Below are 24249 nucleotides of genomic sequence, written 5' to 3'. Positions count from 1 at the left end.
GCTGCATCACAGCCCAGTTCGTCAGGACCCACAGCAGCCGCACAGCATCCGTGATTACCTTGGACGCGTGAGTGACGAGCCGATCAACGAAACCCCCGAGGACGCCAAGCCCGTCGAGGTGACCGCGCCGCTGTGGACGCAGTACGCGCCGACCACCCCTCCGCCTCCCGGGACGACTGTCCTGACGGCACCTGCGGCGGCCGCCGGCGGCCGCAACTCGGGCAAGAGCCTCGGCGTCATCCTCGGAGCGACCGGCCTCTCGCTGGTCGTCGGCGGCGCAGCCGGCATCGGCGGAGCCGCCTACTACAACCACGAGCACAAGCAGGACTCCTCGTCAGTGTCCACGGTCGGCAACGGCTCCACCTCGCCCGTGGTCCAGTCCGACGGCTCGGCGAGCGAGACGACGCTCGAGGCAGTCGCCCACGCCGTGCTCCCGTCGGTCGTCAAGATCGAGGCCCAGGGCGGTCAGACGCTCGGGACCGGATCGGGGATCATCTTCTCGCCGGACGGCAAGATCCTGACCAACAACCACGTGGTCGACTTCGCTGCCAAGAGCGGCGGCCGGATCCGGGTCGACTTCAACGACGGTACGTTCGCCAACGCGACCGTCCTCGGCACCGACCCGCTCACGGACACGGCCGTCATCCAGGCGCAGGGTGTGTCGGGCCTGCACCCGCTCGCCATCGGCAAGTCGAGCGCGCTCCAGGTCGGCCAGAGCGTGCTCGCGATCGGTTCCCCGTACGGCCTCAACGGCAGCGTGACCGCCGGCATCGTCAGCGCCCTCAACCGGCCGACCGACGTCACCCAGGGCAATGCCAGCAACCGCACTGTCTACCCTGCGATCCAGACCGATGCGGCGATCAACCCCGGCAACTCCGGCGGCCCACTGGTTGACCTCAGCGGACGGCTGGTCGGCATCAACGCCTCGATCCATGGCAGCGGCAGCTCCGGCGCCAGCGGTCAGAGCGGCAGCATCGGCCTCGGCTTTGCGATCCCGATCGACGCGATCCTGCCGATCGTGGACGAACTGTCAGCCGGCAAGCCGGCCACTCACGCCAAGCTCGGCGTCTCGGTCGGTGACGTGGGCGGCAAGGATGCAGTCAGCACCACCGAGGGCGATGTCCTCTTCGGGACCAACGGCGCGAAGGTCGAGAAGGTGACCGGCGGTTCGGCCGCGGCCAACGCCGGCCTCCAGAACGGCGACATCATCACCAAGGTCGACAACCACCCGGTCACCACCTCGGACGGCCTCGTCGCGACGATCCGCGCCTACCGGCCCGGCAACAAGGTGACGGTGACGTACGTCCGCAACGGCCAGACCGCGACGGCCCAAGTGACACTGGACTCCGACGCTGCATCCGCCAGTTCCTGAAAGGTTCGTCTGAGCGTTTTCGCTTCGACGATGACTAACCGTCACACTGAACGCATGGCTTTCAACCCGTTCGCAGCCCTTGGCGCGCGCGTACGCACCGCGGCTCTTCGCTTGGCGATGCGTGGCAAGTCCAACCCCATGGACATCACCACGCTCAACAAGATTCCGGAGCACCTCACGTACCCGCTGCGTCGCGACGGCGTCGACCCGGTGCCGGCACTGGCCGAGCAGCGAACCATCGACCCGGTGCACAAGCTCGGCAGCGTCCTCGGGCTGGACATCTGGTTGATCACCGGCCACGAGGAGTCCAAGCAGGTCTTGGCGGACTCGAAGTCGTACTCCAACGACATGCGCCACCTGCTCGGCACTCGCAAGCGGACCGACGCCGAGGGCATCGGTGGACTCGGCATGACCGATGCCCCCGACCACACCAAGCTCCGCGGGCTGCTGACCCCGGAGTTCACCATGCGCCGGCTCAAGCGCCTCGACGAGAAGATCGACCAGATCGTCGCGGACTCGCTCGACGACATGGAGGCCAACGGCCCGGTCGTCGATCTGGTCCAGAAGTTCGGCTTCGAGATCCCCTTCCGGGTGATCTGCGACCTGCTCGGGATGGACGAGGACGTACGCGACGAGTTCCACAAGCTCGGTGCCGCGCGCTTCGACCTGGCCGAGAGCGGCGCGGCCGGTGCGTTCGGCGCGGCCAACGAGACCCGTACCTTCCTGATCAACGAGGTCAAGCACCAGCGGGCGAACCCCGGTGAGGGCCTGATCGGCGAGATCATCCGGACCCGCGGCGAGGAGTTCGACGACGTCGAACTCGGCGGCCTCGCGGACGGCGTGTTCCTCGGCGGATACGAGACCTCCGCCGCGATGCTCTCGATGGGCGCATACGTCCTGACTCAGAACCCCGAGGCGTACGCAGCCCTGCGCAGCGGCGACAAGGCGCAGATCGACGCCGTCGTCGAGGAACTGTTGCGCTACCTGTGCCCGGTGCAGATCGCGTTCGCGCGATTCGCGCGCGAGGACCACGACCTCTTCGGTCACCAGGTCAAGAAGGGCGCGATCGTGATGGTCTCGCTGTCCGGGGCCAACCGTGACCCGAAGGTCGTGCCGCACCCCGAGCAGTTCGACCTGCGCAACGTCGGCACCCAGAACTTCGCCTTCGGCCACGGTCTTCACCGCTGTGTCGGCGCCGAACTGGCCCGGATGGAGATGCGTACGGCGCTCGTCGCCCTCGCCAACCGTTTCCCGAACCTGGCGATGGCCACCGACGACCTCAGCGATCTGGGCTTCGCCGAACTGTCCATCGTCTATTCGGTCGCCAACCTCCCGGTCCGCCTCGACTCCTCGTTGGTTGAGGGGTCACTTCTCGCACGTTGAAGGGTCACTGACGCACCATTGAGGGGTCGTACGCGCCACCGCGGCTGACCCTTCAACGTGCGAGAAGTGACCCCTCAACCTGAGGGTCGCGTCTCGAGTACGCGGAATCCCTTCGACGAGCCGACACGCTCCGTCGGATAGCCCTGCTCGATCAACCAGCGCTGGAGCGGGTCTGAGCCGAGGTTCCTGCCGACGACCATCACGGCGCGGCCACCCGGCTTCAGTCGTGGAAGCCACTGGAGCAACAGCGCATGCAGGGCCTCCTTGCCGATCCGGATCGGCGGGTTGGACCAGATCTCGTCGAACTCCCCGTCCACGGCACCTGTCGTGAAGATGCATCGATCGGCGAGGCCGAGTGCCTTCGAATTCTCCGTCGCAAGACGTACGGCGCGCTCGTTCACGTCGACGCCCACGACGGTCGTCTCCGGGGAAGCCTTCGCAATGGCTAGCCCGATGACCCCGTAGCCACACCCGAGATCGAGTACGCGCCCGGCGGCCGGGGGCTCCTCCTCGAGCAACACGCCGGTGCCGAGATCGAGGCGCCCCTTGGCGTACACCCCGGATCCGGAGGTCAACCGCAGCCGGTTGCCCCACACGACGGTCTCAAATGTCTCTCGCTCGAAGGGGACGCTGGGATCCGCGGTGAAGTACTGCTCGTCCGTCCCGCGGGCGGGGCGTTGCTCAACCATCGAGTTCGTCCTCGGTCCGTCGGTTCATGGTGATCGCCAGGCGCGCGCCGAGGTCCTCGTCCGCCGGATAGCCGACCTCTTCCAGCGTCAGTCCGTGGGCGGCGATCACGGCAGACTCGCGGACGCGCCCGGCCAGGACCTCCTCCGCCCATTCGACCGGCTTGCGCCCCTCGCCCACGGCGATCAGGCAACCGACCAGCGACCGCACCATCGAGTGGCAGAACGCATCGGCCACCACCGTGCCGACGATGATCCCGTCGCTCTGGCGACGCCACGACAACTCGGTGACCTGCCGGATCGTGGTGGCACCCTCACGCTTCTTGCAGAACGACGCGTAGTCGTTGAGCCCGACCAGCGGCGCCGAGGCCGCGTTCATCGCCTCGATGTCCAGGGCCCGCGGCCAGGCGAGCACGTGGTTCCGGGTCAGGGGGTCGACGAGCTCCACGGAGTCGACGATGCGGTAGGCGTACCGGCGCCACAGCGCCGAGAAGCGGGCGTCGAACTCATCCGGCACCACGTACGCCCGCGCAACCCGGATGTCGCCCGGCAGGAGGCCGTTGAGCCGCCGTACGAGGGCGTCCGTCGGCAGCCCCTCGTACCGCCCGGCAACAGCCGTCAGGAGCTCTGGGGTGAGGTCGATGTGCACCACCTGTCCGCGGGCGTGCACGCCGGTGTCCGTACGCCCCGCACAGGTGACGGCGACCGGCTCGCGCACCACGGAACCGAGCGCAGCCTCGAGTTCGCCCTGGACCGTACGCAGGTCCGGCTGGCGCGCCCAGCCCTTGAAGTCGGTCCCGTCGTAGGCGAGATCGATCCGGATGCGCACGGCAGGATTCTCGCATCGGCGCCGGTGAAAGCGCGAAGGCCCGCCACCCTGCTTCAACAGCAGCGGGTGGCGGGCCGACGAACGCGAGAGATCAGGCCTCTTCGGCCGGAGCCTCAGTCTCTTCAGCCAGAGCCTCGGCGACGACGTCCTCGGCGGGCGCCTCAGCGGCCTCGTCGACGACGGTCTCCTCGACCGGAGCCTCTTCGACGACCGGAGCCGGCGCAGCGGCCTTCTCGGCCTTCTTGTTGCTCGGCTTCGGGGCGTACGCCTCGGTCACCAGCTCGATGACCGCCATCGGGGCGTTGTCGCCCTTGCGCGGACCGATCTTGGTGATGCGGGTGTAGCCGCCCGGACGCTCGGCCATCAGCGGCGCGATCTCGGTGAAGAGAACGTGCACGACGCCCTTGTCACGGACGGTCTTGAGGACCTCGCGACGGTTGTGCAGATCGCCGACCTTGGCCTTGGTGATGAGCTTCTCCGCGAGCGGGCGCAGCGTACGTGCGCGGCTCTCGGTCGTCGTGATCTTGCCGTGCTCGAAGAGCTGGGTGGCAAGGTTCGACAGAATCAGGCGCTGGTGCGCCGGGCTACCGCCGAGGCGGGGACCCTTCTTGGGAGTAGGCATGTCGCCTTCCTTTCCTCTCCGGCCGTGTCAGGTACCGGGGTAGGTGGTGTGGGCGCCCATCAGGCGCCCACACCGACTAGTTGAAAATCAGTACTGCTCGGTCTCGGAGAAGTCCTCGTCGAGGTCTTCGTCCTCGTCGTACGCAGCCAGGGCAGCGGCCGGGTCGAAGCCCGGAGCGCTGTCCTTGAGGGACAGGCCCATCTCGTAGAGCTTGGCCTTGACCTCGTCGATCGACTTCGAACCGAAGTTGCGGATGTCGAGCAGGTCCTGCTCCGAGCGACCGATGAGCTCACCCACGGTGTGGATGCCCTCGCGCTTGAGGCAGTTGTACGACCGGACCGTGAGCTGCAGGTCCTCGACCGGCAGGGCCAGGTCAGCAGCGAGCTGCTCGTCGACCGGCGACGGACCGATGTCGATGCCCTCGGCCTCGACGTTCAGCTCGCGAGCGAGACCGAACAGCTCGACCAGGGTCTTGCCGGCCGACGCCAGGGCGTCCCGCGGCACGATCGAGGTCTTCGTCTCGACATCGATGACCAGGCGGTCGAAGTCGGTGCGCTGCTCGACACGGGTCGCCTCGACCTTGTACGAGACCTTGAGGACCGGCGAGTAGATCGAGTCGACCGGGATGCGGCTGATCTCGTTGTCGGCGCCCTTGTTCTGGACGGCCGAGACGTAGCCGCGGCCACGCTCGACGATGAGCTCGATCTCGAGCTTGCCCTTGTCGGACAGGTTCGCGATCACGAGATCCGGGTTGTGCACCTCGACACCCGCCGGGGCGGTGATGTCAGCTGCGGTGACGACGCCGGCACCCGACTTGCGCAGGTAGACGGCGACGGGCTCGTCGTGCTCCGAGGAGACGACCAGACCCTTGAGGTTGAGGATCAGCTCGGTGACGTCCTCCTTGACGCCCTCCACGGTCGAGAACTCGTGAAGTACGCCGTCGATCTTGAGCGAGGTCACAGCCGCGCCGGGGATCGAGGACAGGAGGGTACGACGAAGGCTGTTGCCGAGGGTGTAGCCGAAGCCAGGCTCCAGCGGCTCAATGATGAACCGCGAACGGAACTGGTCGACGGACTCTTCCGACAGGGTGGGGCGCTGTGCAATGAGCACTGTGTTCTTTCCTTCCCGGGCCGACCGCTATTTGAGGGCCCGAACTTCAGGTGGTGTTGCGGAAGACGGATCCCTGCGCCCCGGCCGAAGCCGGGACACAGGGGATGAGATCAGAGCTTCGAGTAGTACTCGACGATGAGCTGTTCCTGGATCGGCAGGTCGATCTGGGCACGCACCGGGAGCTGGTGCACGAAGATGCGCATGCGGTTCGGGAACGCCTCGAGCCACGCCGGAACGACGCGCTCGCCGTGGGTCTCACGAGCCACGATGAACGGAGTCGTGTCCCACGACTTGGCCTTGACGTCGATGACGTCGTGAGCCGCAACCTGGTACGACGGGATGTTCACCTTCACGCCGTTGACCAGGAAGTGTCCGTGGTTGACGAGCTGGCGCGCGTGGCGACGCGTACGGGCGAAGCCGGCACGGTAGACCACGTTGTCGAGGCGGCCCTCGAGCAGTGCAAGCAGGTTGTCACCCGTCTTGCCCTGGCGACGCTTGGCCTCGGCGTAGTAGTTGGCGAACTGCTTCTCGAGCACGCCGTAGGTGAAGCGAGCCTTCTGCTTCTCCTGCAGCTGAGTGCGGTACTCGCTCTCCTTGATGCGCGCGCGGCCGTGCTGGCCAGGCGCGTACGGGCGGCGCTCGAACGACGAGTCGCCACCGACGAGGTCCACGCCGAGACGGCGGGACTTGCGGGTCATGGGTCCGGTGTAACGGGCCATCTTTCAGTCTCCTTCGGTCTCGGTGATCAGACGCGGCGGCGCTTGGGCGGGCGGCAGCCGTTGTGCGGCGTGGGGGTCACGTCCTGGATGGTGCCGACCTCGAGGCCGATCGCACCCAGTGAACGGATCGCGGTCTCGCGGCCCGAACCCGGGCCCTTGACGAAAACGTCGATCTTCTTCATGCCGTGATCCATCGCGCGGCGACCAGCAGCCTCAGCGGCCATCTGAGCAGCGAACGGAGTGGACTTGCGGGAGCCCTTGAAGCCGACGGTGCCGGCCGACGCCCACGAGATCACCGCACCGGTCGGGTCGGTGATCGTGACGATGGTGTTGTTGAACGTGCTCTTGATGTGGGCCTCGCCCTGAGCGATGTTCTTCTTTTCCTTGCGACGGACCTTGGTCTTGGCCGCAGCGGCGCGAGTCTTCGGAGGCATTACTTCTTCTTCTTTCCGGCAACGGTGCGCTTCGGGCCCTTGCGGGTACGAGCGTTGGTCTTCGTACGCTGACCGCGGACCGGGAGGCCCATGCGGTGACGGCGGCCCTGGTAGGAGCCGATCTCGATCTTGCGACGGATGTCCGCCTGGACCTCACGACGGAGGTCACCCTCGATGGTGAGGTTGCGGGACTCGATCTCCTTGGCAAGCGCGACCAGTTCCTCTTCAGCGAGGGCGTGGACGCGGGTGTCCGGGGAGACGCCGGTGGCAGCAAGGAGCTGCTTCGAGGTCGTACGGCCGATGCCGTAGATGTAGGTGAGCGCGATCTCGACGCGCTTTTCGCGCGGCAGGTCTACGCCGACAAGGCGTGCCATGTGTGTTCCTTACGGTTCTGCGGAGGTCTCGGTCGACGAACATCTGGGGTGGCGCCCCAGCTCCGGCCTCTGCTCCGGAGGTGATTCCCTGCAGCAGATCCGCAGGTAGTACGTCGTAAATGTGTATTCAGTTGTCTTGCCGCAGGGGAGGGCTGGATCAGCCCTGACGCTGCTTGTGACGCGGGTTCTCGCAGATCACCATGACGCGTCCGTGGCGACGGATCACCTTGCACTTGTCACAGATCTTCTTGACGCTCGGGTTGACCTTCATGGTCGGCCCTTCTTTCTCGTGGCTTACTTACTTGTAGCGGTAGACGATCCGACCGCGGGTGAGGTCGTACGGAGAAAGCTCCACCACAACCCGGTCCTCGGGGAGGATTCGGATGTAGTGCTGGCGCATCTTGCCGCTGATGTGAGCAAGGACCTTGTGGCCATTGCTCAACTCAACGCGGAACATCGCGTTGGGCAGGGCCTCTACGACCGTGCCCTCGAGTTCGAGTACGCCGTCTTTCTTCGGCATGTCCCTCAATCCGTGTGGTTCGAATGACTATCGTCTGATGCATCGGACCGCGAACCTCCGGCCTTGCGACCGGTGGACCTCGTCAAGCCGTTCCGCACGCCTTAGGTAAGCCACAAGGCACACGGAGACAGACCCACGTTGGGCCGACACGCCAGTTTAGGCGTGCCTTTCTGGCGCGACCTAATCGCCGAACCTGCCGGGAAACTCAATCTCCGGCGTACGCGGCACCGAGCCGCGCGAGTTCGGCCCTGCCGCCATCGGGTGCGGTGAGCACGACCAGGCCGTCGGCGAAAACACCGACGCTGTGTTCGAAATGGGCCGCCCAGGAGCCGTCGCTCGTCACGACCGTCCAGTCGTCAGCCAGGGTGCGGTTCTCGATCGTCCCCAACGTGAGCATGGGCTCGATCGCCAGCGCCATCCCACGAGTGATCTTGGGCCCGTGTCCGGCGCGCCCGAAGTTCGGGACATTCGGCGGCTGGTGAAGCGCCGTACCGATGCCGTGGCCGACGTACTCCTCCACGATTCCGTACGCACCCTCGCCGCGGACGTAGGTCTCGATGGCATGGCCGATGTCGCCGACCTTGCCGCCCTGACGTACAGCGGCGATGCCTCGCCACATCGATTCCTCGGTGACCCGGAGGAGTTCGGCCACCTCCGCGCGAACCTCGCCAACCGGCACCGTGATCGCCGAGTCCGAGTGCCAGCCGTCCAGAATGGCGCCGCAGTCGATGGAGATCACGTCACCCTCCACCAGCGGGGTGTCGCCCGGGATACCGTGCACGACGACGTCGTTCACCGACGCGCAGATGGTCGCCGGGAAGCCGTGGTAGCCGAGGAAGTTCGGAACTCCCCCGCGGTCACGAATGATCCGTTCGCACAACGCATCGATCTCGCGCGGCGTGACACCAGGTCGTACGGCAGCCCGCGCCTCCGCAAGCGCCTCGGCCACGATCGCACCGCTTCGCTGCATGGCCCGCAGTTGCTCGGGCGTCTTGAGCTCGATCCCGCGGGATCCGAACACGAGGAGCGCCTATCCCTGGAGGCTGTCGACCACCGAGGCGATGCGCTGGGCGACCTCGTCGATGCTGCCGATGCCGTCGATCTCGTGCAGCAACCCGCGCTCGCGGTAGATCGGGACCAACGCTGCAGTCTCCTGGTCGTACACGTCCTGACGGTGACGGATCACCTCTTCGGTGTCATCTGCCCGGCCGCTGGTCTCGGCGCGCTTGATCATGCGCTGAACGAGCTCCTCGCGGTCCGCGACCATCAGCTCGAGGACGCCGTCCAGCTTGGCTCCGAGACCCTCCAGAATGTTGTCGAGCTCGCTGACCTGGTCAGCCGTACGCGGATAGCCGTCGAGCACGAACGCCTTGGCGTCGTCCTGCGCCAGACGGTCACGCACCATCGCGTTGGTGACCTCGTCCGGCACGTACTGGCCGGCGTCCATGTACTTCTTCGCCTCGACGCCGAGCGGAGTGCCCTGGGAGACATTGGCACGGAAGATGTCACCGGTCGAGATGTGCGCACCGCCTACGCGAGCGGCCAGGTCCACGGCCTGCGTGCCCTTGCCCGCTCCTGGCGGACCCATGATCAGAAGCCTCATCTCAGGAACCCTTCGTAGTTGTGCTGCTGCAGCTGACTCTCGATCTGCTTCACCGTGTCGAGCGCGACGCCGACGATGATCAGGATCGAGGTGCCACCGAGGGGGAAGTTCTGGCTCGCGTTGACCATCGCCACCGCGACCATCGGGATGAGCGCAATGACGCAGAGGTAGAGCGAACCCGGGAACGTCAGTCGATTGAGTACGTACCGCAGGTACTCCTCCGTCGGGCGACCGGCGCGAATGCCCGGGATGAAGCCGCCGTACTTCTTCATGTTGTCCGCCACTTCGACCGGGTCGAACGTGATGGAGACGTAGAAGTAGGTGAAGAAGATCAGCAGCAGCGAGAACGCCAGCATGTAGAGCGGGTGGTCACCGCGTACGAGATAGCGGTTGATCCAGTCGACCCAGCCGCCGCCGTTGCTGTTGAACTGCGCAGCCATCGCCGGCAGGTAGAGCAGCGAGCTGGCGAAGATGACGGGGATGACGCCGGCCTGGTTCACCTTGATCGGGATGTAGGTGGACGAGCCGCCGAGCATGCGGCGACCGACCATCCGGCGGGCGTACTGAACCGGGATTCTGCGCTGCGCCTGCTCAATGAAGATGACGGCTGCCACGATGACGAGCCCGACCAGGACCACGATCGAGAACATGGTCCAACCGCGAGCCTGCTTGATGCCCCACATCGCACCGGGGAAGGTCGCGACGACCTGGGTGAAGATCAGGATCGACATACCGTTGCCGATGCCTCGATCGGTGATGAGCTCGCCCAGCCACATGATCACGGCGGTGCCGGCCGTCATGGTCGCAACCATGACCAGGAAGGTCACCGTGCTGTCCTGACGGTGGAGGAGCGGAAGGGCGTTGCCCTGAGCGTCCTTGCAGCCCTGGAGAAGGGTGCCGGAGCGGGCAAGCGCAACGATGCCGGTCGCCTGAAGTACGGCGAGGCCGAGCGTGAGGTACCGGGTGTACTGCTGGATCTTGGCGTTGCCGGCCTGACCCTCGTTCTTGAGTGCCTCGAGGCGCGGGATGACCACGACGAGCAACTGCAGAATGATCGAGGCGGTGATGTACGGCATGATCCCGAGCGCGAAGATCGAGAGCTTCAGCAGCGCTCCACCCGAGAACAGGTTGACCAGGCTGTAGAGGCCCTGGCCCTTGACGACACCGATGCACGTGTTGACGTTCGCGTAGTTGACGCCCGGAGCCGGCAACTGGGAGCCGAGCCGGAAGATCACGATGATCCCGAGAACGAACAGCAATTTGCGCCGCAGGTCCGGAGTCCGGAAGGCATTGGCGAAGGCGCTGAGCACTGCTAGTTCCTCATTTCAGGGCGACATACGGGCGGCTCAGTCGAGCCCCCGCAGAATCCGACGCAGCCTAACAGGGGCCGCGTAACGACGGAGACCGACGGCGTACTCCCCACAACAGGTGGGCGTACGCCGTCGGTCCACAATCCGTCAGAGAGCGGTGATCGACCCGCCAGCGGCCTCGATCTTCTCCTTGGCGGACGCCGAGAAGGCGTCCACGGAGACCTCGACCTTGACGGTGATGTCGCCCGCGCCAAGAACCTTGACCGGCTGGTTCTTGCGAACCAGACCCTTGGCGACGAGGTCCTCCTTGGAGATCGCACCGCCCTTGGGGAACGTCTCCGCAAGCTTGTCCAGGTTCACGACCTGGAACTCGACCTTGAACGGGTTCTTGAAGCCCTTGAGCTTCGGCAGACGCATGTGGATCGGCATCTGGCCACCTTCGAAGGCGACCGGAACGTTGTAGCGAGCCTTCGTACCCTTGGTACCACGGCCGGCCGTCTTGCCCTTCGAGCCCTCACCACGACCCACGCGAGTCTTGGCCTTCTTCGACCCCGGAGCCGGGGACAGGTTGTGGAGCTTCAGCGGTCCATCAGTCATTAGTCGACCTCCTCGACAGTCACGAGGTGGCGCACCGTCTGGACCATGCCGCGGATCTCCGGGCGGTCCTCCTTGACGACCACGTCGTTGATGCGCTTGAGACCGAGCGTACGCAGGGTCTCGCGCTGGTTCTGCTTGAGGCCGACGTGGCCTCGCTTCTGGGTGACCTTCAGCTGCGCCATCAGACTGCAACCTCCGTGACCGGTGACGGCGACGGCTCGGCAGCGGCCTTCAGGAGCGCGGCCGGAGCCACGTCCTCGACAGCCTTGCCACGACGAGCAGCAACCTGCTGCGGCGTCTCGAGCTGCTGCAGTGCAGCAACCGTCGCGTGGACGATGTTGATCTGGTTCGACGAACCGAGCGACTTGCTCAGGACGTCGTGGATACCGGCGCACTCGAGCACGGCGCGGACCGGACCACCGGCGATCACACCGGTACCGGGGGCTGCCGGACGGAGCAGGACGACGCCTGCAGCCTTCTCGCCCTGGACCGGGTGCGGGATGGTGCCCTGGATGCGCGGGACCTGGAAGAAGTGCTTCTTCGCTTCCTCGACACCCTTGGCGATCGCAGCCGGGACTTCCTTGGCCTTGCCGTAGCCGACGCCGACCAGACCGTTGCCGTCGCCGACGATCACGAGGGCGGTGAAGCTGAAGCGACGACCACCCTTCACGACCTTGGCCACGCGGTTGATCGCGACGACGCGCTCGATGTACTGGTTCTTCTCGGCGGCGTTGTCGCGACGGTTGTCACGACCACGGCCGTCGCGGCGCTGGCCGTCGCGCTGGCCGCGTTCGCCGCCGCGCTGGGGAGCTGTTCCGCTCATCGGAGTTCCTCTAATTCTCTCAAAGCTTCTGGATAGGCGGAGTGATCAGAACGCCAAGCCACCCTCGCGGGCGCCCTCAGCGAGCGCCGCGACGCGGCCGGTGTACTTGTTGCCTGCACGGTCGAAGACGACCGACTCGATACCCGCAGCCTTGGCACGCGAGGCGACGAGTTCGCCGACCTGCTTGGCCTTGGCGGTCTTGTCGGCAGAAGCGGCACGCAGGTCCGCCTCCAGCGACGAGGCCGACGCGAGCGTCGTGCCCAGGTTGTCGTCGACGATCTGCGCCACGATGTGGCGAGCGGACCGGGTGACCACCAGGCGGGGACGCTCGGCGGTGCCGGCAATCTTCTTGCGACCACGGACCTGGCGCTTGAGGCGCGCCCGGACTCGCGGCGAGGTGTGCTTGTGGTTCGAGATCTCGATACCCATCACTTGCCTGCCTTTCCGACCTTGCGGCGGACGTTCTCGCCGGCGTAACGAACACCCTTGCCCTTGTAGGGCTCGGGCTTGCGCAGCTTGCGGATGTTGGCCGCAACCTCGCCGACCTGCTGCTTGTCAATCCCGACGACGCCGAGCTTGGTGGGGCCTTCGGTCGTGAACGTGATCCCAGAGGGAGCGTCGAAGATGATCGGGTGCGAGTAGCCGAGCTGGAACTCCAGCTGGGTCGGACCCTTCGGGAGAACGCGGTAACCAACGCCGACGATCTCGAGCTTCTTCTCGTAACCTTCGGTGACACCGATGACCATGTTGTTGATCAGGGTGCGGCTCAGGCCGTGCAGGGACTTGGCGATCCGCTCGTCGTTCGGACGAACGACGTCCAGGACGCCCTCACCCTTCTCGACGGTGATCGGCTCGGCCACGGTGTGCGTCAAGGTGCCCTTCGGGCCCTTGACCGTCACCAGCTGACCGTCGATCTGCACGTCCACGTTGCCGGGAACCGGCACGGGCATCTTGCCAATACGCGACATCTCAGATCACCACACGTAGGCGAGGACTTCCCCACCTACGCCCTTCGCGTTGGCCTGACGGTCGGTCAGGAGGCCGGAGCTCGTGGAGATGATCGCGATACCGAGACCACCGAGCACCTTCGGGAGACCGGTGTGCTTGGCGTACACGCGGAGGCCCGGCTTGGAGATGCGGCGTACACCAGCGAGCGAGCGCTCACGGTTGCGGCCGTACTTGAGGGTGAGGGTGAGGGTCTTGGAGACCTCGCCCTCGGCCGGCTCGGTCACGTCGAACTTCGCGATGTAACCCTCCTGGAGGAGGATCTCCGCGACCCCCTGCTTGATCTTCGAGTACGGCATCGAAACGGCGTCGTGGTGCGCCTGGTTCGCGTTGCGCAGACGCGTGAGCATGTCTGCGATCGGGTCAGTCATCGTCATGATGTGTGTTCTTTCTCGAAACGGTTTCGCGCCATCAGGAGGCACGACCTTCTTCGCGGTTAGGTCCTGTTACCAGCTCGACTTGGTGATGCCGGGAAGCTCGCCGCGGTGGGCCATCTCACGGAAGCAGATACGGCACAGGCCGAACTTCTGGTAGACGGCACGCGGACGGCCGCAGCGCTGGCAGCGGGTGTAGCCACGCACGGCGAACTTCGGCGTACGAGCCTGCTTCACCTTGAGGGCGGTCTTCGCCATGTCACTTCTCCTTGAAGGGGAAGCCGAGCGCCTTGAGAAGCGCGCGACCCTGCTCGTCGTTCGTGGCCGTGGTCACGATCGTGATGTCCATACCGCGGAGGCGGTCGATCTTGTCCTGGTCGATCTCGTGGAACATGACCTGCTCGGTCAGACCGAACGTGTAGTTGCCACGACCGTCGAACTGGCCCGGGTTCAGACCGCGGAAGTCGCGGATACGGGGAAGCGCGAGCGACAGGAGGCGGTCCAGGAACTCCCACATGCGGTCGCCACGCAGCGTCGCGTGGGCGCCGATGGGCATGCCCTCGCGCAGCTTGAACTGGGCGATCGACTTGCGGGCCTTGTTCACCAGCGGCTTCTGGCCGGTGATCGCGGTCAGATCCTTGATCGCGCCCTCGATGAGCTTCGAGTCCTTGGCGGCGTCGCCGACACCCATGTTGACGACGATCTTCGTCAGACCGGGGACCAGCATGACGTTGCCGAGCTCGAACTGCTCCTTGAGCGCCGGCGCGATGGTCTCGCGGTACTTGGTCTTGAGACGCGGGGTGACCTTCTCAATGGTCTCAGTCATCTCAGATCTCCTTCCCGGACTTGCGGGAGATACGCACGGAGCGCTCCGACTCGTAGGTCGAACCGTCCGGGCGACGCTTGGTGACCGTCTCGCGCTTGGAGCCGGTACGGACCGGCTTGCCGCCCTCGAGGAGCATGACGTTCGAGACGTGGATCGGGGCCTCGGTGGAGATGATGCCGCCGGTGGTCCCGCTGCCGTCCTGAACCGTCTTGGTGTGCTTCTTGATGACGTTGACGCCCTCAACGACCACACGCTCGGTCTCACGGTTGATGCCGATGATCTTGCCCTTGGCACCCTTGTCCTTGCCCGCGATCACGATGACCTCGTCACCGGTCTTCACGTGCAGGTGGTTCTGCGTGTCCTTAGCCATCACAGCACCTCCGGTGCGAGCGAGATGATCTTCATGTACTTCTTCTCGCGCAGCTCACGGCCGACCGGGCCGAAGATGCGCGTGCCACGCGGCTCGCCATCGCTCTTGAGAATCACCGCAGCGTTCTCATCGAACTTGATGTACGAACCGTCCGGACGACGACGCTCCTTGACGGTACGCACGACGACAGCCTTGACGACGTCACCCTTCTTGACGTTGCCGCCGGGGATCGCGTCCTTGACCGTGGCGACGATGACGTCGCCAATGCCGGCGTAGCGACGAGCGGAACCACCGAGAACGCGGATGCAAAGGATTTCCTTCGCGCCCGTGTTGTCGGCGACCTTGAGTCGCGACTCCTGCTGAATCATTGGTTATCTCCTGGTTGTCTGCCGGTTCTCCGCCACCTGTTTGCGGCGGAGCCTTGCGGAACGGTTGTTACTTGGCGCGCTCGAGGATCTCGACGACGCGCCAGCGCTTGGTCTTGGACAGCGGCTTGGTCTCCATGACCAGAACGCGGTCGCCCACGTGGGCGTCGTTGTTCTCGTCGTGGGCCGACAGCTTGGAGCTGCGGCGCATGACCTTGCCGTAGAGCGCGTGCTTGACGCGGTCCTCGACAGTCACGACGACCGTCTTGTCCATCTTGTCGCTCACGACCAGGCCCTCACGGGTCTTGCGCGAGTTCCGCTCGATGGTCTCCGTGCTCTCGCTCATGCGGCACCGTCCTCGTTGCTCGTGCCCGGAGCCGTACGAATGCCGAGCTCACGCTCACGCAGCACGGTGTAGATACGGGCGATGTCCTTCTTGATGGTACGAAGGCGGCCGTGGCTCTCCAGCTGACCGGTGGCGGCCTGGAAGCGCAGGTTGAAGAGCTCCTCCTTGGCCTCCTTCAGCTTCGAAGCGAGGTCGACGTCGTTGAGCTCCTCGAGCTCGTGCGCCAGGTTCGTCATCAGAACTCACCAGCCTCTCGCGTGATGAAGCGTGCCTTCAGCGGCAGCTTGTGGATGGCGCGGCGCATCGCCTCACGAGCGACGTCCTCCGGAACACCGGAGAGCTCGAACATGACACGGCCCGGCTTGACGTTGGCGACCCACCACTCCGGCGAACCCTTACCGGAACCCATGCGGGTTTCGGCCGGCTTCTTCGTGAGCGGGCGGTCCGGGTAGATGTTGATCCACACCTTGCCGCCACGCTTGATGTGACGCGTCATGGCGATACGAGCGGACTCGATCTGACGGTTCGTCACGTACGCGGGCTCAAGAGCCTGGATCCCGTAGTCACCGAAAGCCAGCTTGGTGCCGCCCTTGGCAGCGCCATCGCGCTGGGGGTGGTGCTGCTTGCGGTGCTTGACACGACGGGGCATCAACATGGATCAGCCCTCCTGTCCTGCAGTCTCGACGACAACAGCCTCGGTCGACTCGACCGGAGCCTCGGCCACGGCCTCGACCGGAGCAGCGTCCTCACGACGGCCGCGGCTCGGGCGCTCGCCGCCACGGGTCGGACGGCCGCTGCGACCGGGAACACCGGCGCGGGCAGCCTGCTGAGCCTGACGCTCGGCACGGGTGCCGGCGACCTCGCCCTTGTAGATCCAGACCTTCACGCCGATGCGACCGAAGGTCGTACGGGCCTCGTAGAAGCCGTAGTCGATGTCCGCACGGAGGGTGTGGAGCGGAACGCGACCCTCACGGTAGAACTCGGTACGCGACATCTCGGCACCGTTGAGACGACCGGAGCACTGGACACGGATGCCCTTGGCGCCCGAGCGCATCGTGGTCTGCATGGCCTTGCGCATCGCGCGACGGAACTGGACACGGCCCGACAACTGCTCGGCAATGCCCTGGGCGACGAGCTGAGCGTCGACCTCCGGGTTCTTGACCTCGAGGATGTTGAGCTGAACCTGCTTGCCGGTGAGCTTCTCCAGGTCCGTACGGATCCGGTCGGCCTCGGCGCCGCGGCGGCCGATCACGATGCCCGGACGCGCGGTGTGGATGTCCACACGGACGCGATCGCGGGTGCGCTCGATCTCGACGCGAGCGATTCCGGCGCGCTCCATGCCCTTCGACATGAGCTTGCGGATCTGTACGTCCTCGCGAACGTAGTCCTTGTACAGCTTGCCGCCGTACCAACGCGAGGTGTGGTCCTTGGAGATGCCGAGGCGGAACCCATTCGGGTTGATCTTCTGACCCATGGTTACTTGCCGCCCTTCTTCGCGACCGGCTGAACAGCCAAGGTGATGTGGCTGGTGCGCTTGTTGATGCGGGTCGCACGACCCTGCGCACGCGGACGCCAACGCTTCATCGTCGGGCCCTCGTCCACCTGGGCGACGGTCACGTGGAGGTCACCGCGGGACAGGCCCTCGGTGGTCTCGGCGTTGGCAACAGCCGACTCCAGAACCTTGTAGACGGTCTCCGACGCAGCCTGCGGAGCGAACTGCAGGATCGTCAGAGCCTCGTCGACCTGGAGGCCGCGGATGAGGTCCACGACGCGGCGGGCCTTCATCGGTGTGATGCGCTGGTAGCGAGCCGACGCGAACGCGCCGACCTCTTCGCCGAGGAGAGACTTGCGGCGGTCGCTGACGCGAGTGCGCTCAGTGGCAGTCATCGACGCTTCCCCTTCCGGTCTTCCTTGACGTGACCCTTGTAGGTACGCGTCGGGGCGAACTCACCCAGCTTGTGGCCGACCATGGAGTCGGACACGAACACCGGGACGTGCTTGCGACCGTCGTGCACCGCGATCGTGTGTCCGATGAAGGACGGCAGGATCATGGAGCGGCGCGACCAGGTCTTGATGACGCTGTGGGTGCCCTTCTCGTTCTCGGCGTCCACCTTCTTGAGGAGGTGGCCGTCGACGAAGGGGCCCTTCTTCAGGCTGCGAGGCATATCGGTTACTTCCTACCCTTGCCAGTCTTGCGACGACGGATGATGAGGGCGTTCGACGCCTTCTTCTTCGAGCGGGTGCGGCCCTCGGGCTTACCCCACGGGCTGACCGGGTGACGACCACCAGAGGTCTTACCCTCACCACCACCGTGCGGGTGGTCGACCGGGTTCATCACGACACCACGGACGGTCGGGCGTACGCCCTTCCACCGCATGCGGCCGGCCTTGCCCCAGTTGATGTTCGACTGCTCGGCGTTGCCGACCTCGCCGATCGTGGCGCGGCAGCGTACGTCGACGTAGCGCATCTCGCCCGACGGCATACGCAGCGTGGCGCGGCTACCCTCACGGGCGACCAGCTGAGCCGAGATGCCAGCGGAGCGGGCGATCTTGGCGCCACCGCCGGGACGGAGCTCGATCGCGTGGATCGTGCTACCGACCGGGATGTTGCGCAGCGGCAGGTTGTTGCCGACCTTGATGTCCGAGTTCGGGCCCGACTCGATGACGGTGCCCTGCTCGAGACCCTTCGGCGCGATGATGTAGCGCTTCTCGCCGTCCGCGTAGTGCAACAAGGCGATGCGGGCGGTGCGGTTCGGGTCGTACTCGATGTGAGCAACCTTTGCCGGCACGCCGTCCTTGTCGTAACGACGGAAGTCGATGATGCGGTAGGCACGCTTGTGACCGCCACCCTTGTGACGGGTGGTGATGCGGCCCTGGTTGTTGCGGCCACCGGTCTTGGGGAGCGGACGCGTGAGCGACTTCTCCGGCGTGGTGCGGGTGATCTCGACGAAGTCGGCGACCGAGGAGCCTCGACGGCCCGGGGTCGTCGGCTTGTACTTACGAATAGCCATGGTTCTCTATCTCCCTCAGGCCCCGAAGATGTCGATCCGGTGGCCCTCGGCGAGGCTCACGATCGCACGCTTGGTGTCCTTGCGCTTGCCCAGACCAGTCCGGGTGCGCTTGGTCTTACCCACGCGATTGATCGTGTTCACCGAGGTCACCTTGACGTTGAACACCTGCTCGACCGCGATCTTGATCTGGGTCTTGTTGGCGTCCGGGCGGACCAGGAACGTGTACTTGTTGGCGTCGAGAAGGCTGTAGCTCTTCTCGGACACAACCGGGGCGATCAGGATGTCGCGCGGGTCGTAGTGGAGCGTGCTCATTCGCCGTCCTCCTTCTTCGCAGCCTTCTTGCCAGCCTCGACGAAGCCGGCAGCAATGGCGTCCTCAGCGGTCTTGAACCACACCTCGGCGACAGTCGCGTCGTACCAGCGACCGCCCGGGGCGTGGAACTTCATCGAGTCCTTGTTGCCCTTGATGAGGTAACCCTCGGGAGCCGAACCATCCTCGAGCGGCAGAGCCGCACCCGGAACCTCGGCGTCGGCAACCGGCGCCAGGGCGACGGCCTTGTCGACGACCTTCTCGGCAGCCTTGGCGGCCTTCGGAGCGGCCTTCGTGGACTTGGCGACCACCGGGGCACCGCCGACCAGCGTCTCGTACGCGGTCTTCGAGAAGACCAGGTCGTCAGAGCGCAGGACGTCGTAGGTGTTCAGCTGGTCGACAGCGAGGACGTGCACCTCAGGCGCGTTGCGCAGCGACAGCCACACAACCGACTCGGAGCGGTCCAGGACGACCAGGAACTTGGTGCGGTCGGTGAGCGAAGCCAGACCCTTGAGCGCGGTCCTGGTCGACGGCTTGTCGAGAGCGAACTCCACGACGTGCACGCGGCCGTTGGTGGCGCGGTCGGAGAGGGCACCGCGCAGGGCGGCGGCCTTCATCTTCTTGGGGGTGCGCTGGCTGTAGTCCCGCGGAACCGGACCGTGGACAACGCCACCGCCGCGGTGCTCCGGAGCACGGACCGAACCCTGACGGGCGCGACCGGTGCCCTTCTGCTTGAACGGCTTGACACCCGAACCGGAGACTTCGCCGCGGTTCTTGGTCTTGTGCGTACCCTGGCGAGCCGCAGCCTGCTGGGCCACGACGACCTGGTGGATCAACGGAATGTTGACCGGAGCCTCGAAGATCTCTCCGGGCAGGGACACCTTGACGGTGCTGAGCACAGTGTTGTTCGCCATGGTGATCAGGCCTCCGACTTCTTGGCAGCCGAGCGGAGGATCACGAGACCACCCTTGGGGCCGGGAATGGCACCCTTGAGCAGCACGACACCCTTGTCCGCGTCAACGGCGTGGACGGTCAGGTTCTGGGTGGTGACGGTGTCGGTACCCATACGGCCAGCCATGCGCGTGCCCTTGAAGACACGGCCCGGCGTGGCGCAGGCACCGATCGAACCCGGCTTGCGGTGGTTGCGGTGGGCACCGTGGGAGGCGCTGACACCGTGGAAACCGTGACGCTTCATGCCACCGGCGAAGCCCTTACCCTTCGAGGTGCCGGTGACGTCGATGACGTCGCCCGCGCCGAAGGTGTCGACCGGAAGCTCCTGGCCGACCTCGTAGCTCGCCGCGTCAGCGGTGCGGAGCTCGACCAGGTGACGGCGCGGCGTGGTGCCCGCCTTCTCGAACTGGCCGGCAACCGGCTTGATGACCTTGCGGCCCTCGATCTCGCCGTAACCGATCTGGATGGCCGTGTAGCCGTCCTTCTCAAGGTCGCGGACGAAGGTCACGATGTTGGTCGACACGTCCACGACGGTGACCGGGACGATCTTGTTGTTCTCGTCCCACAGCTGGGTCATGCCGAGCTTGGTGCCCAGCAGCCCCTTCACATTGCGATCGTTGTTCATGTCAGACCTCAGAGCTTGATCTCGATGTCAACACCGGCCGGCAGGTCGAGACGCATCAGCGAGTCGACCGTCTTCGGCGTGGGGTCGAGAATGTCGATGAGGCGCTTGTGCGTACGCATCTCGAAGTGCTCGCGCGAGTCCTTGTACTTGTGCGGCGACCGGATGACGACGTAGATGTTCTTCTCGGTCGGCAGCGGCACGGGGCCGGCAACCTTCGCACCCGTACGGGTGACCGTGTCCACGATCTTGCGCGCCGAGGAGTCAATCACCTCGTGGTCATAGGCCTTGAGCCTGATGCGGATCTTCTGTCCCGCCATCTGTGCCTCGTCCTTTACTTACTCTGCGTTACCGCGTGCGTCTTCGGGAACGTCCTCGGGTTTGAGTCAGTCCCGTCACTCCCCACCGCCGACCCCCGAGGTCGGGCGTGTCGCCTGTTTTGGCTTCACGTGACCATGGAACTGATCGGCATTGGCGGTCCCCCGAAACGAATCGAGAGCGAATCGGATCTCCAGGGAACGCACACATGACAAGCAAATGGGCTCCGGGCACTGTGTCCGTTCAGACAACGGCCCTGATGGAGACGCGATTCAAAAGTCAAAGTTGTGCGCACCCCGGCGATCCGCCGGAGCAACCAGAGAATCTTGTCACGATCCCCGCGTGGCACCAAATTCGTCGGCTACCCCTTGAGGTAGGCGAGGTCTGTGATCTGCCTCTCCTTGGCGATCCCGCGGCGCTCGAACTTGGTCAGTGGTCGCTCGGGCCACCTGTCGACCACTCCTCCGCGCAGCCCCGGAGCAGGATCGATGACGTCCTGCATGTGCTCGGCGTAGGGCAACCAATCCGTGGCCAGGCGCCAGATCCCGCCGTCGACCAGGCGATCCGTGACGAGTTCGGCGAACCCCGGCTGCACGATGCGGCGCTTGTGGTGACGGGCCTTGTGCCACGGATCAGGGAACATCAGCCAGAGTTCCTGCAACGCACCGGGCGCGATTCGCTCCCTGAGCAACCAGACGGCGTCGATGCTGAGCATGCGCACGTTCGTGCGTCCTGCAGCTGCGAGACGCCCGAGCGTATCGGCGACGCCCGGCACCCAGACCTCGACACCGAGGATGTTGGCATCGGGTCGCTCCACCGCCCCCAGGGTCTCCCCCACGCCCGAGCCGATCTCCAGGATCAACGGGGCATCGCGTCCGAAGACGCTCGACCAGTCGAAATCGTCGGCCTCGACCGCTGCGGGGTCGATCACCCACTGCGGGGCGTACTCATCCCAGATCCGCTGTTGCCTGTCGCTGAACCGCGCGCCGCGCCGCGCGTACGAGACGATCTCGCGCATCTGGCGTCCGTCCTCAGTGAGGCTGCCACCAGGGCGGGCGGGGGCGACGCGCTGTGTCATGCGCCCATCCTCGCCGACGGTGTCGCCAGCGCCCAAGCCACGCCCCTACGCCGGTAGGCTGCTCGGGTGAGCGAGACGACCCCCACCAACGGCAGCGGCAAGAAGGTCGCCAACCAGTACGAGCGTGGCTACGACTACACGAAGTACTGGGACAACCGCGACTACGAGCACGCCGCCGAGGAGCACGCCCTGCGTACGCTCCTGAAGGGCAAGAGCTTCAACCACGCCGCCGACATCGGCGGCGGATTCGGGCGGCTTTGCCTGCTGCTGAGGCAGTACGCGGACAAGGTGACGCTGGCCGAACCAGCCGCGTCCCAGCTCGAGGCCGCGAAGTCAGTCCTCGCGGGCACCGACATCCAGATGCTCCAGACGCAGGCAGATGACCTCGCGTTCCCCAACGGCTCCCTCGACCTGATCACGATGGTCCGGGTCATGCACCACATCCCGGAGCCCTCCAAGGAGTTCGCCGAGATCTACCGCGTCCTGCGCCAGGGCGGGACCGCGATCATCGAGGTCGCCAACTACGGCCACTACAAGAACCGTCGCGCGTTCAAGAAGGCCGGCAAGGAACTCCCCAAGGAACCCGTGTCGATCCGCACGGTGACTGCCGACGAGCCGGACGCGATCGCCTTCGTGAACCACAACGTCGACACGGTGACCGAGGCACTCCAGGACCAAGGCTTCAAGATCATCAACAAGCTCTCGGTGTCGAACCTGCGCAGTGAGACCTTGAAGAAGATCCTGCCGACCGGCCTCATGGTTGCGATCGAGAAGCCGCTCCAGAAGCGCCTGGCCAAGAAGAACTTCGGCCCGTCGATCTTCCTCGAGGTGCGCAAGCGCTGATCAGGCCCACGTGACGAAGGCCCGGCTCCCACCCACAAGGAGGAACCGGGCCTTCGTGTTTTCGGGCCGGCTTCGCGCGGCTCCGCAGGAGCCTTGGGGCCGACGCGCCCCCGAGCGAGCGAAGCGAGCAAGGCGCGCGCGGCGGTCCCACTTGGCGACGAGGGGCCGATGCGAAACCGGCCCGAAAGCACGAAGGCCCCCCACCTTGCGGTGGGAGGCCTTCGATGAGGTGAAGCTAGATCACTTGTTGATCTTGGTGACGCGACCAGCACCCACGGTGCGGCCACCCTCACGGATCGCGAAGCGAAGACCCTCGTCCATGGCGATCGGCTGGATGAGCTGCACGGACATCTCCGTGTTGTCACCCGGCATGACCATCTCGGTGCCCTCAGGCAGGGTCACAACACCGGTCACGTCAGTCGTACGGAAGTAGAACTGCGGACGGTAGTTGTTGAAGAACGGCGTGTGACGGCCACCCTCGTCCTTGGACAGGATGTAGACGTTCGCCTCGAACTCCGTGTGAGGAGTCGTGGTGCCCGGCTTGATGACAACCATGCCGCGCTCGACGTCCTCGCGCTTCGTACCACGAAGGAGGAGACCGACGTTCTCGCCAGCCTGGCCCTCGTCGAGGAGCTTGCGGAACATCTCGACACCGGTGACGGTCGACTTCTGCGAGGTCTCGCGGATGCCGACGATCTCGACCTCTTCACCGACCTTGACGATGCCGCGCTCGATACGACCGGTGATGACGGTGCCACGACCGGTGATCGTGAAGACGTCCTCGACAGGCATGAGGAACGGCTTCTCGGTCTCACGGGCCGGGGTCGGGATGTAGTCGTCGACGGCCTTCATCAGCTCGAGGACCGACTCGCCCCACTTGGCATCGCCCTGCAGCGCCGGGAAGGCGGCAACGCGAACGACCGGGATGTCGTCGCCCGGGAACTCGTACTCGGAGAGGAGCTCGCGCACCTCCATCTCGACGAGCTCGATGAGCTCCTCGTCGTCGACCATGTCGCACTTGTTGAGCGCCACGACCAGGGACGGCACGCCGACCTGGCGGGCGAGCAGCACGTGCTCACGCGTCTGCGGCATCGGACCGTCAGTGGCGGCGACGACAAGGATCGCACCGTCCATCTGGGCCGCACCGGTGATCATGTTCTTGATGTAGTCAGCGTGACCAGGGCAGTCGACGTGGGCGTAGTGACGCCCCTCGGTCTGGTACTCGACGTGCGCGATCGAGATCGTGATACCGCGCTGGCGCTCCTCAGGAGCCTTGTCGATCTGGTCGAATGCCGAGGCCTCGTTGAGGTCCGGGTACGCGTCGTGCAGGACCTTGGTGATCGCCGCGGTCAGCGTCGTCTTGCCGTGGTCGATGTGACCGATCGTGCCGATGTTGACGTGCGGCTTGGTCCGCTCGAACTTTGCCTTAGCCACTGGGGCTCCTCCTGAT

38 protein-coding genes are annotated in these 24249 nt (G+C 65.5%); 3 read left to right on the top strand and 35 right to left on the bottom strand.

Annotated features, from left to right (window positions below):
• Positions 1–67 precede the first annotated feature (67 nt).
• Both KCTC_RS10980 and KCTC_RS10975 read left to right on the top strand, forming a co-directional pair.
• The gene (locus KCTC_RS10980; protein ID WP_231998697.1) at positions 68–1372 is read left to right on the top strand and encodes a S1C family serine protease; all 1305 of its coding nucleotides are present in this window, start codon (positions 68–70) and stop codon (positions 1370–1372) included.
• Positions 1373–1426: 54 nt separating this feature from the next.
• The gene (locus KCTC_RS10975) at positions 1427–2755 is read left to right on the top strand and encodes a cytochrome P450 (RefSeq protein WP_125569314.1); all 1329 of its coding nucleotides are present in this window, start codon (positions 1427–1429) and stop codon (positions 2753–2755) included.
• 74 nt (positions 2756–2829) lie between these two features.
• Here the strand turns inward: KCTC_RS10975 and KCTC_RS10970 are convergent, their stop codons facing one another.
• From KCTC_RS10970 to trmB, 34 genes are all read right to left on the bottom strand, one after another.
• On the bottom strand, positions 2830–3444 hold the full coding sequence (locus tag KCTC_RS10970) for a class I SAM-dependent methyltransferase (protein WP_125569313.1): 615 nt from the start codon (positions 3442–3444) through the stop codon (positions 2830–2832).
• Positions 3437–4270: a tRNA pseudouridine(38-40) synthase TruA gene (gene truA / locus KCTC_RS10965; protein WP_125569312.1), complete on the bottom strand. Its 834-nt coding sequence runs from the start codon at positions 4268–4270 to the stop codon at positions 3437–3439. The genes KCTC_RS10970 and truA overlap by 8 nt, the downstream gene beginning before the upstream one ends.
• Before the next feature lie 91 nt (positions 4271–4361).
• Positions 4362–4892: a 50S ribosomal protein L17 gene (gene rplQ, locus KCTC_RS10960; protein ID WP_125569311.1), complete on the bottom strand. Its 531-nt coding sequence runs from the start codon at positions 4890–4892 to the stop codon at positions 4362–4364.
• Between the two features lie 87 nt (positions 4893–4979).
• Positions 4980–6002, bottom strand: coding sequence for a DNA-directed RNA polymerase subunit alpha (locus KCTC_RS10955; protein WP_125569310.1), 1023 nt, complete (start codon positions 6000–6002; stop codon positions 4980–4982).
• Positions 6003–6112: 110 nt separating this feature from the next.
• Positions 6113–6721, bottom strand: coding sequence for a 30S ribosomal protein S4 (rpsD, locus tag KCTC_RS10950; RefSeq protein ID WP_125569309.1), 609 nt, complete (start codon positions 6719–6721; stop codon positions 6113–6115).
• 26 nt (positions 6722–6747) lie between these two features.
• Positions 6748–7155 (bottom strand): 30S ribosomal protein S11, encoded by a 408-nt coding sequence (gene rpsK, locus KCTC_RS10945; protein ID WP_125569308.1) that lies wholly within the window; start codon positions 7153–7155, stop codon positions 6748–6750.
• Positions 7155–7529: a 30S ribosomal protein S13 gene (rpsM, locus tag KCTC_RS10940; protein ID WP_125569307.1), complete on the bottom strand. Its 375-nt coding sequence runs from the start codon at positions 7527–7529 to the stop codon at positions 7155–7157. The genes rpsK and rpsM overlap by 1 nt, the downstream gene beginning before the upstream one ends.
• Positions 7530–7686: 157 nt before the next feature.
• Positions 7687–7800: a 50S ribosomal protein L36 gene (gene rpmJ / locus KCTC_RS10935; RefSeq protein WP_008361054.1), complete on the bottom strand. Its 114-nt coding sequence runs from the start codon at positions 7798–7800 to the stop codon at positions 7687–7689.
• A 27-nt stretch (positions 7801–7827) separates the two neighbouring features.
• Positions 7828–8049 carry a translation initiation factor IF-1 gene (gene infA / locus KCTC_RS10930; RefSeq protein ID WP_125569306.1) on the bottom strand — a complete coding sequence of 74 codons (222 nt, stop codon included), beginning with the start codon at positions 8047–8049 and terminating at the stop codon, positions 7828–7830.
• 205 nt (positions 8050–8254) lie between these two features.
• Positions 8255–9070: a type I methionyl aminopeptidase gene (map, locus tag KCTC_RS10925; protein ID WP_174233044.1), complete on the bottom strand. Its 816-nt coding sequence runs from the start codon at positions 9068–9070 to the stop codon at positions 8255–8257.
• Positions 9071–9079: 9 nt separating this feature from the next.
• Entirely contained in the window at positions 9080–9652 is a 573-nt protein-coding gene (locus tag KCTC_RS10920) for an adenylate kinase (RefSeq protein WP_125569305.1), read from the bottom strand.
• Positions 9649–10962 carry a preprotein translocase subunit SecY gene (secY, locus tag KCTC_RS10915; RefSeq protein ID WP_125569304.1) on the bottom strand — a complete coding sequence of 438 codons (1314 nt, stop codon included), beginning with the start codon at positions 10960–10962 and terminating at the stop codon, positions 9649–9651. Before secY ends, KCTC_RS10920 begins: the two co-directional genes overlap by 4 nt.
• Before the next feature lie 147 nt (positions 10963–11109).
• On the bottom strand, positions 11110–11559 hold the full coding sequence (gene rplO / locus KCTC_RS10910) for a 50S ribosomal protein L15 (protein WP_125569303.1): 450 nt from the start codon (positions 11557–11559) through the stop codon (positions 11110–11112).
• Complete coding sequence (gene rpmD, locus KCTC_RS10905; protein WP_125569302.1) at positions 11559–11741, bottom strand: 50S ribosomal protein L30; 183 nt, start codon at positions 11739–11741, stop codon at positions 11559–11561. The genes rplO and rpmD overlap by 1 nt, the downstream gene beginning before the upstream one ends.
• Positions 11741–12382 (bottom strand): 30S ribosomal protein S5, encoded by a 642-nt coding sequence (gene rpsE, locus KCTC_RS10900; RefSeq protein WP_125569301.1) that lies wholly within the window; start codon positions 12380–12382, stop codon positions 11741–11743. The genes rpmD and rpsE overlap by 1 nt, the downstream gene beginning before the upstream one ends.
• Before the next feature lie 45 nt (positions 12383–12427).
• Positions 12428–12811: a 50S ribosomal protein L18 gene (gene rplR / locus KCTC_RS10895; RefSeq protein WP_125569300.1), complete on the bottom strand. Its 384-nt coding sequence runs from the start codon at positions 12809–12811 to the stop codon at positions 12428–12430.
• On the bottom strand, positions 12811–13350 hold the full coding sequence (gene rplF / locus KCTC_RS10890) for a 50S ribosomal protein L6 (protein WP_125569299.1): 540 nt from the start codon (positions 13348–13350) through the stop codon (positions 12811–12813). The genes rplR and rplF overlap by 1 nt, the downstream gene beginning before the upstream one ends.
• 6 nt (positions 13351–13356) lie before the next feature.
• Positions 13357–13764 carry a 30S ribosomal protein S8 gene (rpsH, locus tag KCTC_RS10885; RefSeq protein ID WP_125569298.1) on the bottom strand — a complete coding sequence of 136 codons (408 nt, stop codon included), beginning with the start codon at positions 13762–13764 and terminating at the stop codon, positions 13357–13359.
• A 69-nt stretch (positions 13765–13833) separates the two neighbouring features.
• Positions 13834–14019, bottom strand: coding sequence for a type Z 30S ribosomal protein S14 (locus KCTC_RS10880; protein WP_125569297.1), 186 nt, complete (start codon positions 14017–14019; stop codon positions 13834–13836).
• 1 nt (position 14020) lies between these two features.
• Positions 14021–14587, bottom strand: a complete 567-nt coding sequence (gene rplE / locus KCTC_RS10875; RefSeq protein WP_125569296.1) for a 50S ribosomal protein L5 — start codon at positions 14585–14587, stop codon at positions 14021–14023.
• 1 nt (position 14588) lies between these two features.
• Complete coding sequence (rplX, locus tag KCTC_RS10870) at positions 14589–14957, bottom strand: 50S ribosomal protein L24 (protein ID WP_231998696.1); 369 nt, start codon at positions 14955–14957, stop codon at positions 14589–14591.
• Complete coding sequence (rplN, locus tag KCTC_RS10865; protein ID WP_125569295.1) at positions 14957–15325, bottom strand: 50S ribosomal protein L14; 369 nt, start codon at positions 15323–15325, stop codon at positions 14957–14959. The genes rplX and rplN overlap by 1 nt, the downstream gene beginning before the upstream one ends.
• Before the next feature lie 67 nt (positions 15326–15392).
• Complete coding sequence (gene rpsQ / locus KCTC_RS10860) at positions 15393–15668, bottom strand: 30S ribosomal protein S17 (protein WP_125569294.1); 276 nt, start codon at positions 15666–15668, stop codon at positions 15393–15395.
• Complete coding sequence (gene rpmC / locus KCTC_RS10855) at positions 15665–15904, bottom strand: 50S ribosomal protein L29 (RefSeq protein WP_125569293.1); 240 nt, start codon at positions 15902–15904, stop codon at positions 15665–15667. The genes rpsQ and rpmC overlap by 4 nt, the downstream gene beginning before the upstream one ends.
• Positions 15904–16323, bottom strand: coding sequence for a 50S ribosomal protein L16 (gene rplP, locus KCTC_RS10850; RefSeq protein WP_125569292.1), 420 nt, complete (start codon positions 16321–16323; stop codon positions 15904–15906). The genes rpmC and rplP overlap by 1 nt, the downstream gene beginning before the upstream one ends.
• A gap of 3 nt (positions 16324–16326) precedes the next feature.
• A complete protein-coding gene (gene rpsC / locus KCTC_RS10845; RefSeq protein WP_125569291.1) occupies positions 16327–17142 on the bottom strand; it encodes a 30S ribosomal protein S3 in 816 nt (271 codons plus the stop codon).
• Between the two features lie 2 nt (positions 17143–17144).
• Positions 17145–17555 (bottom strand): 50S ribosomal protein L22, encoded by a 411-nt coding sequence (rplV, locus tag KCTC_RS10840; RefSeq protein ID WP_125569290.1) that lies wholly within the window; start codon positions 17553–17555, stop codon positions 17145–17147.
• A complete protein-coding gene (rpsS, locus tag KCTC_RS10835) occupies positions 17552–17833 on the bottom strand; it encodes a 30S ribosomal protein S19 (protein WP_125569289.1) in 282 nt (93 codons plus the stop codon). The genes rplV and rpsS overlap by 4 nt, the downstream gene beginning before the upstream one ends.
• Before the next feature lie 5 nt (positions 17834–17838).
• Positions 17839–18678 (bottom strand): 50S ribosomal protein L2, encoded by an 840-nt coding sequence (rplB, locus tag KCTC_RS10830; protein ID WP_125569288.1) that lies wholly within the window; start codon positions 18676–18678, stop codon positions 17839–17841.
• 15 nt (positions 18679–18693) lie between these two features.
• On the bottom strand, positions 18694–18990 hold the full coding sequence (gene rplW, locus KCTC_RS10825; RefSeq protein ID WP_125569287.1) for a 50S ribosomal protein L23: 297 nt from the start codon (positions 18988–18990) through the stop codon (positions 18694–18696).
• Positions 18987–19901: a 50S ribosomal protein L4, sunset domain variant gene (gene rplD, locus KCTC_RS10820; protein WP_125569286.1), complete on the bottom strand. Its 915-nt coding sequence runs from the start codon at positions 19899–19901 to the stop codon at positions 18987–18989. The genes rplW and rplD overlap by 4 nt, the downstream gene beginning before the upstream one ends.
• A gap of 5 nt (positions 19902–19906) precedes the next feature.
• A complete protein-coding gene (gene rplC, locus KCTC_RS10815; RefSeq protein ID WP_125569285.1) occupies positions 19907–20563 on the bottom strand; it encodes a 50S ribosomal protein L3 in 657 nt (218 codons plus the stop codon).
• Positions 20564–20571: 8 nt separating this feature from the next.
• A complete protein-coding gene (gene rpsJ / locus KCTC_RS10810; RefSeq protein ID WP_125569284.1) occupies positions 20572–20880 on the bottom strand; it encodes a 30S ribosomal protein S10 in 309 nt (102 codons plus the stop codon).
• Positions 20881–21239: 359 nt separating this feature from the next.
• Positions 21240–21956: a tRNA (guanosine(46)-N7)-methyltransferase TrmB gene (gene trmB / locus KCTC_RS10805; RefSeq protein WP_125569283.1), complete on the bottom strand. Its 717-nt coding sequence runs from the start codon at positions 21954–21956 to the stop codon at positions 21240–21242.
• A gap of 66 nt (positions 21957–22022) precedes the next feature.
• On the opposite strand from trmB, the gene KCTC_RS10800 reads away from it, so the two are divergent.
• Positions 22023–22799 (top strand): class I SAM-dependent methyltransferase, encoded by a 777-nt coding sequence (locus tag KCTC_RS10800; protein ID WP_125569282.1) that lies wholly within the window; start codon positions 22023–22025, stop codon positions 22797–22799.
• A gap of 240 nt (positions 22800–23039) precedes the next feature.
• Here KCTC_RS10800 and tuf read toward each other — a convergent pair whose 3' ends face one another.
• The gene (gene tuf, locus KCTC_RS10795) at positions 23040–24233 is read right to left on the bottom strand and encodes an elongation factor Tu (RefSeq protein ID WP_125569281.1); all 1194 of its coding nucleotides are present in this window, start codon (positions 24231–24233) and stop codon (positions 23040–23042) included.
• Positions 24234–24249: the final 16 nt, after the last annotated feature.

It is taken from the genome of Nocardioides baekrokdamisoli (assembly GCF_003945325.1).
Lineage (GTDB): Bacteria > Actinomycetota > Actinomycetes > Propionibacteriales > Nocardioidaceae > Nocardioides > Nocardioides baekrokdamisoli.
Note: the sequence above shows the minus strand (reverse complement) of the source record. Positions and strands in the feature narration are given on the sequence as shown.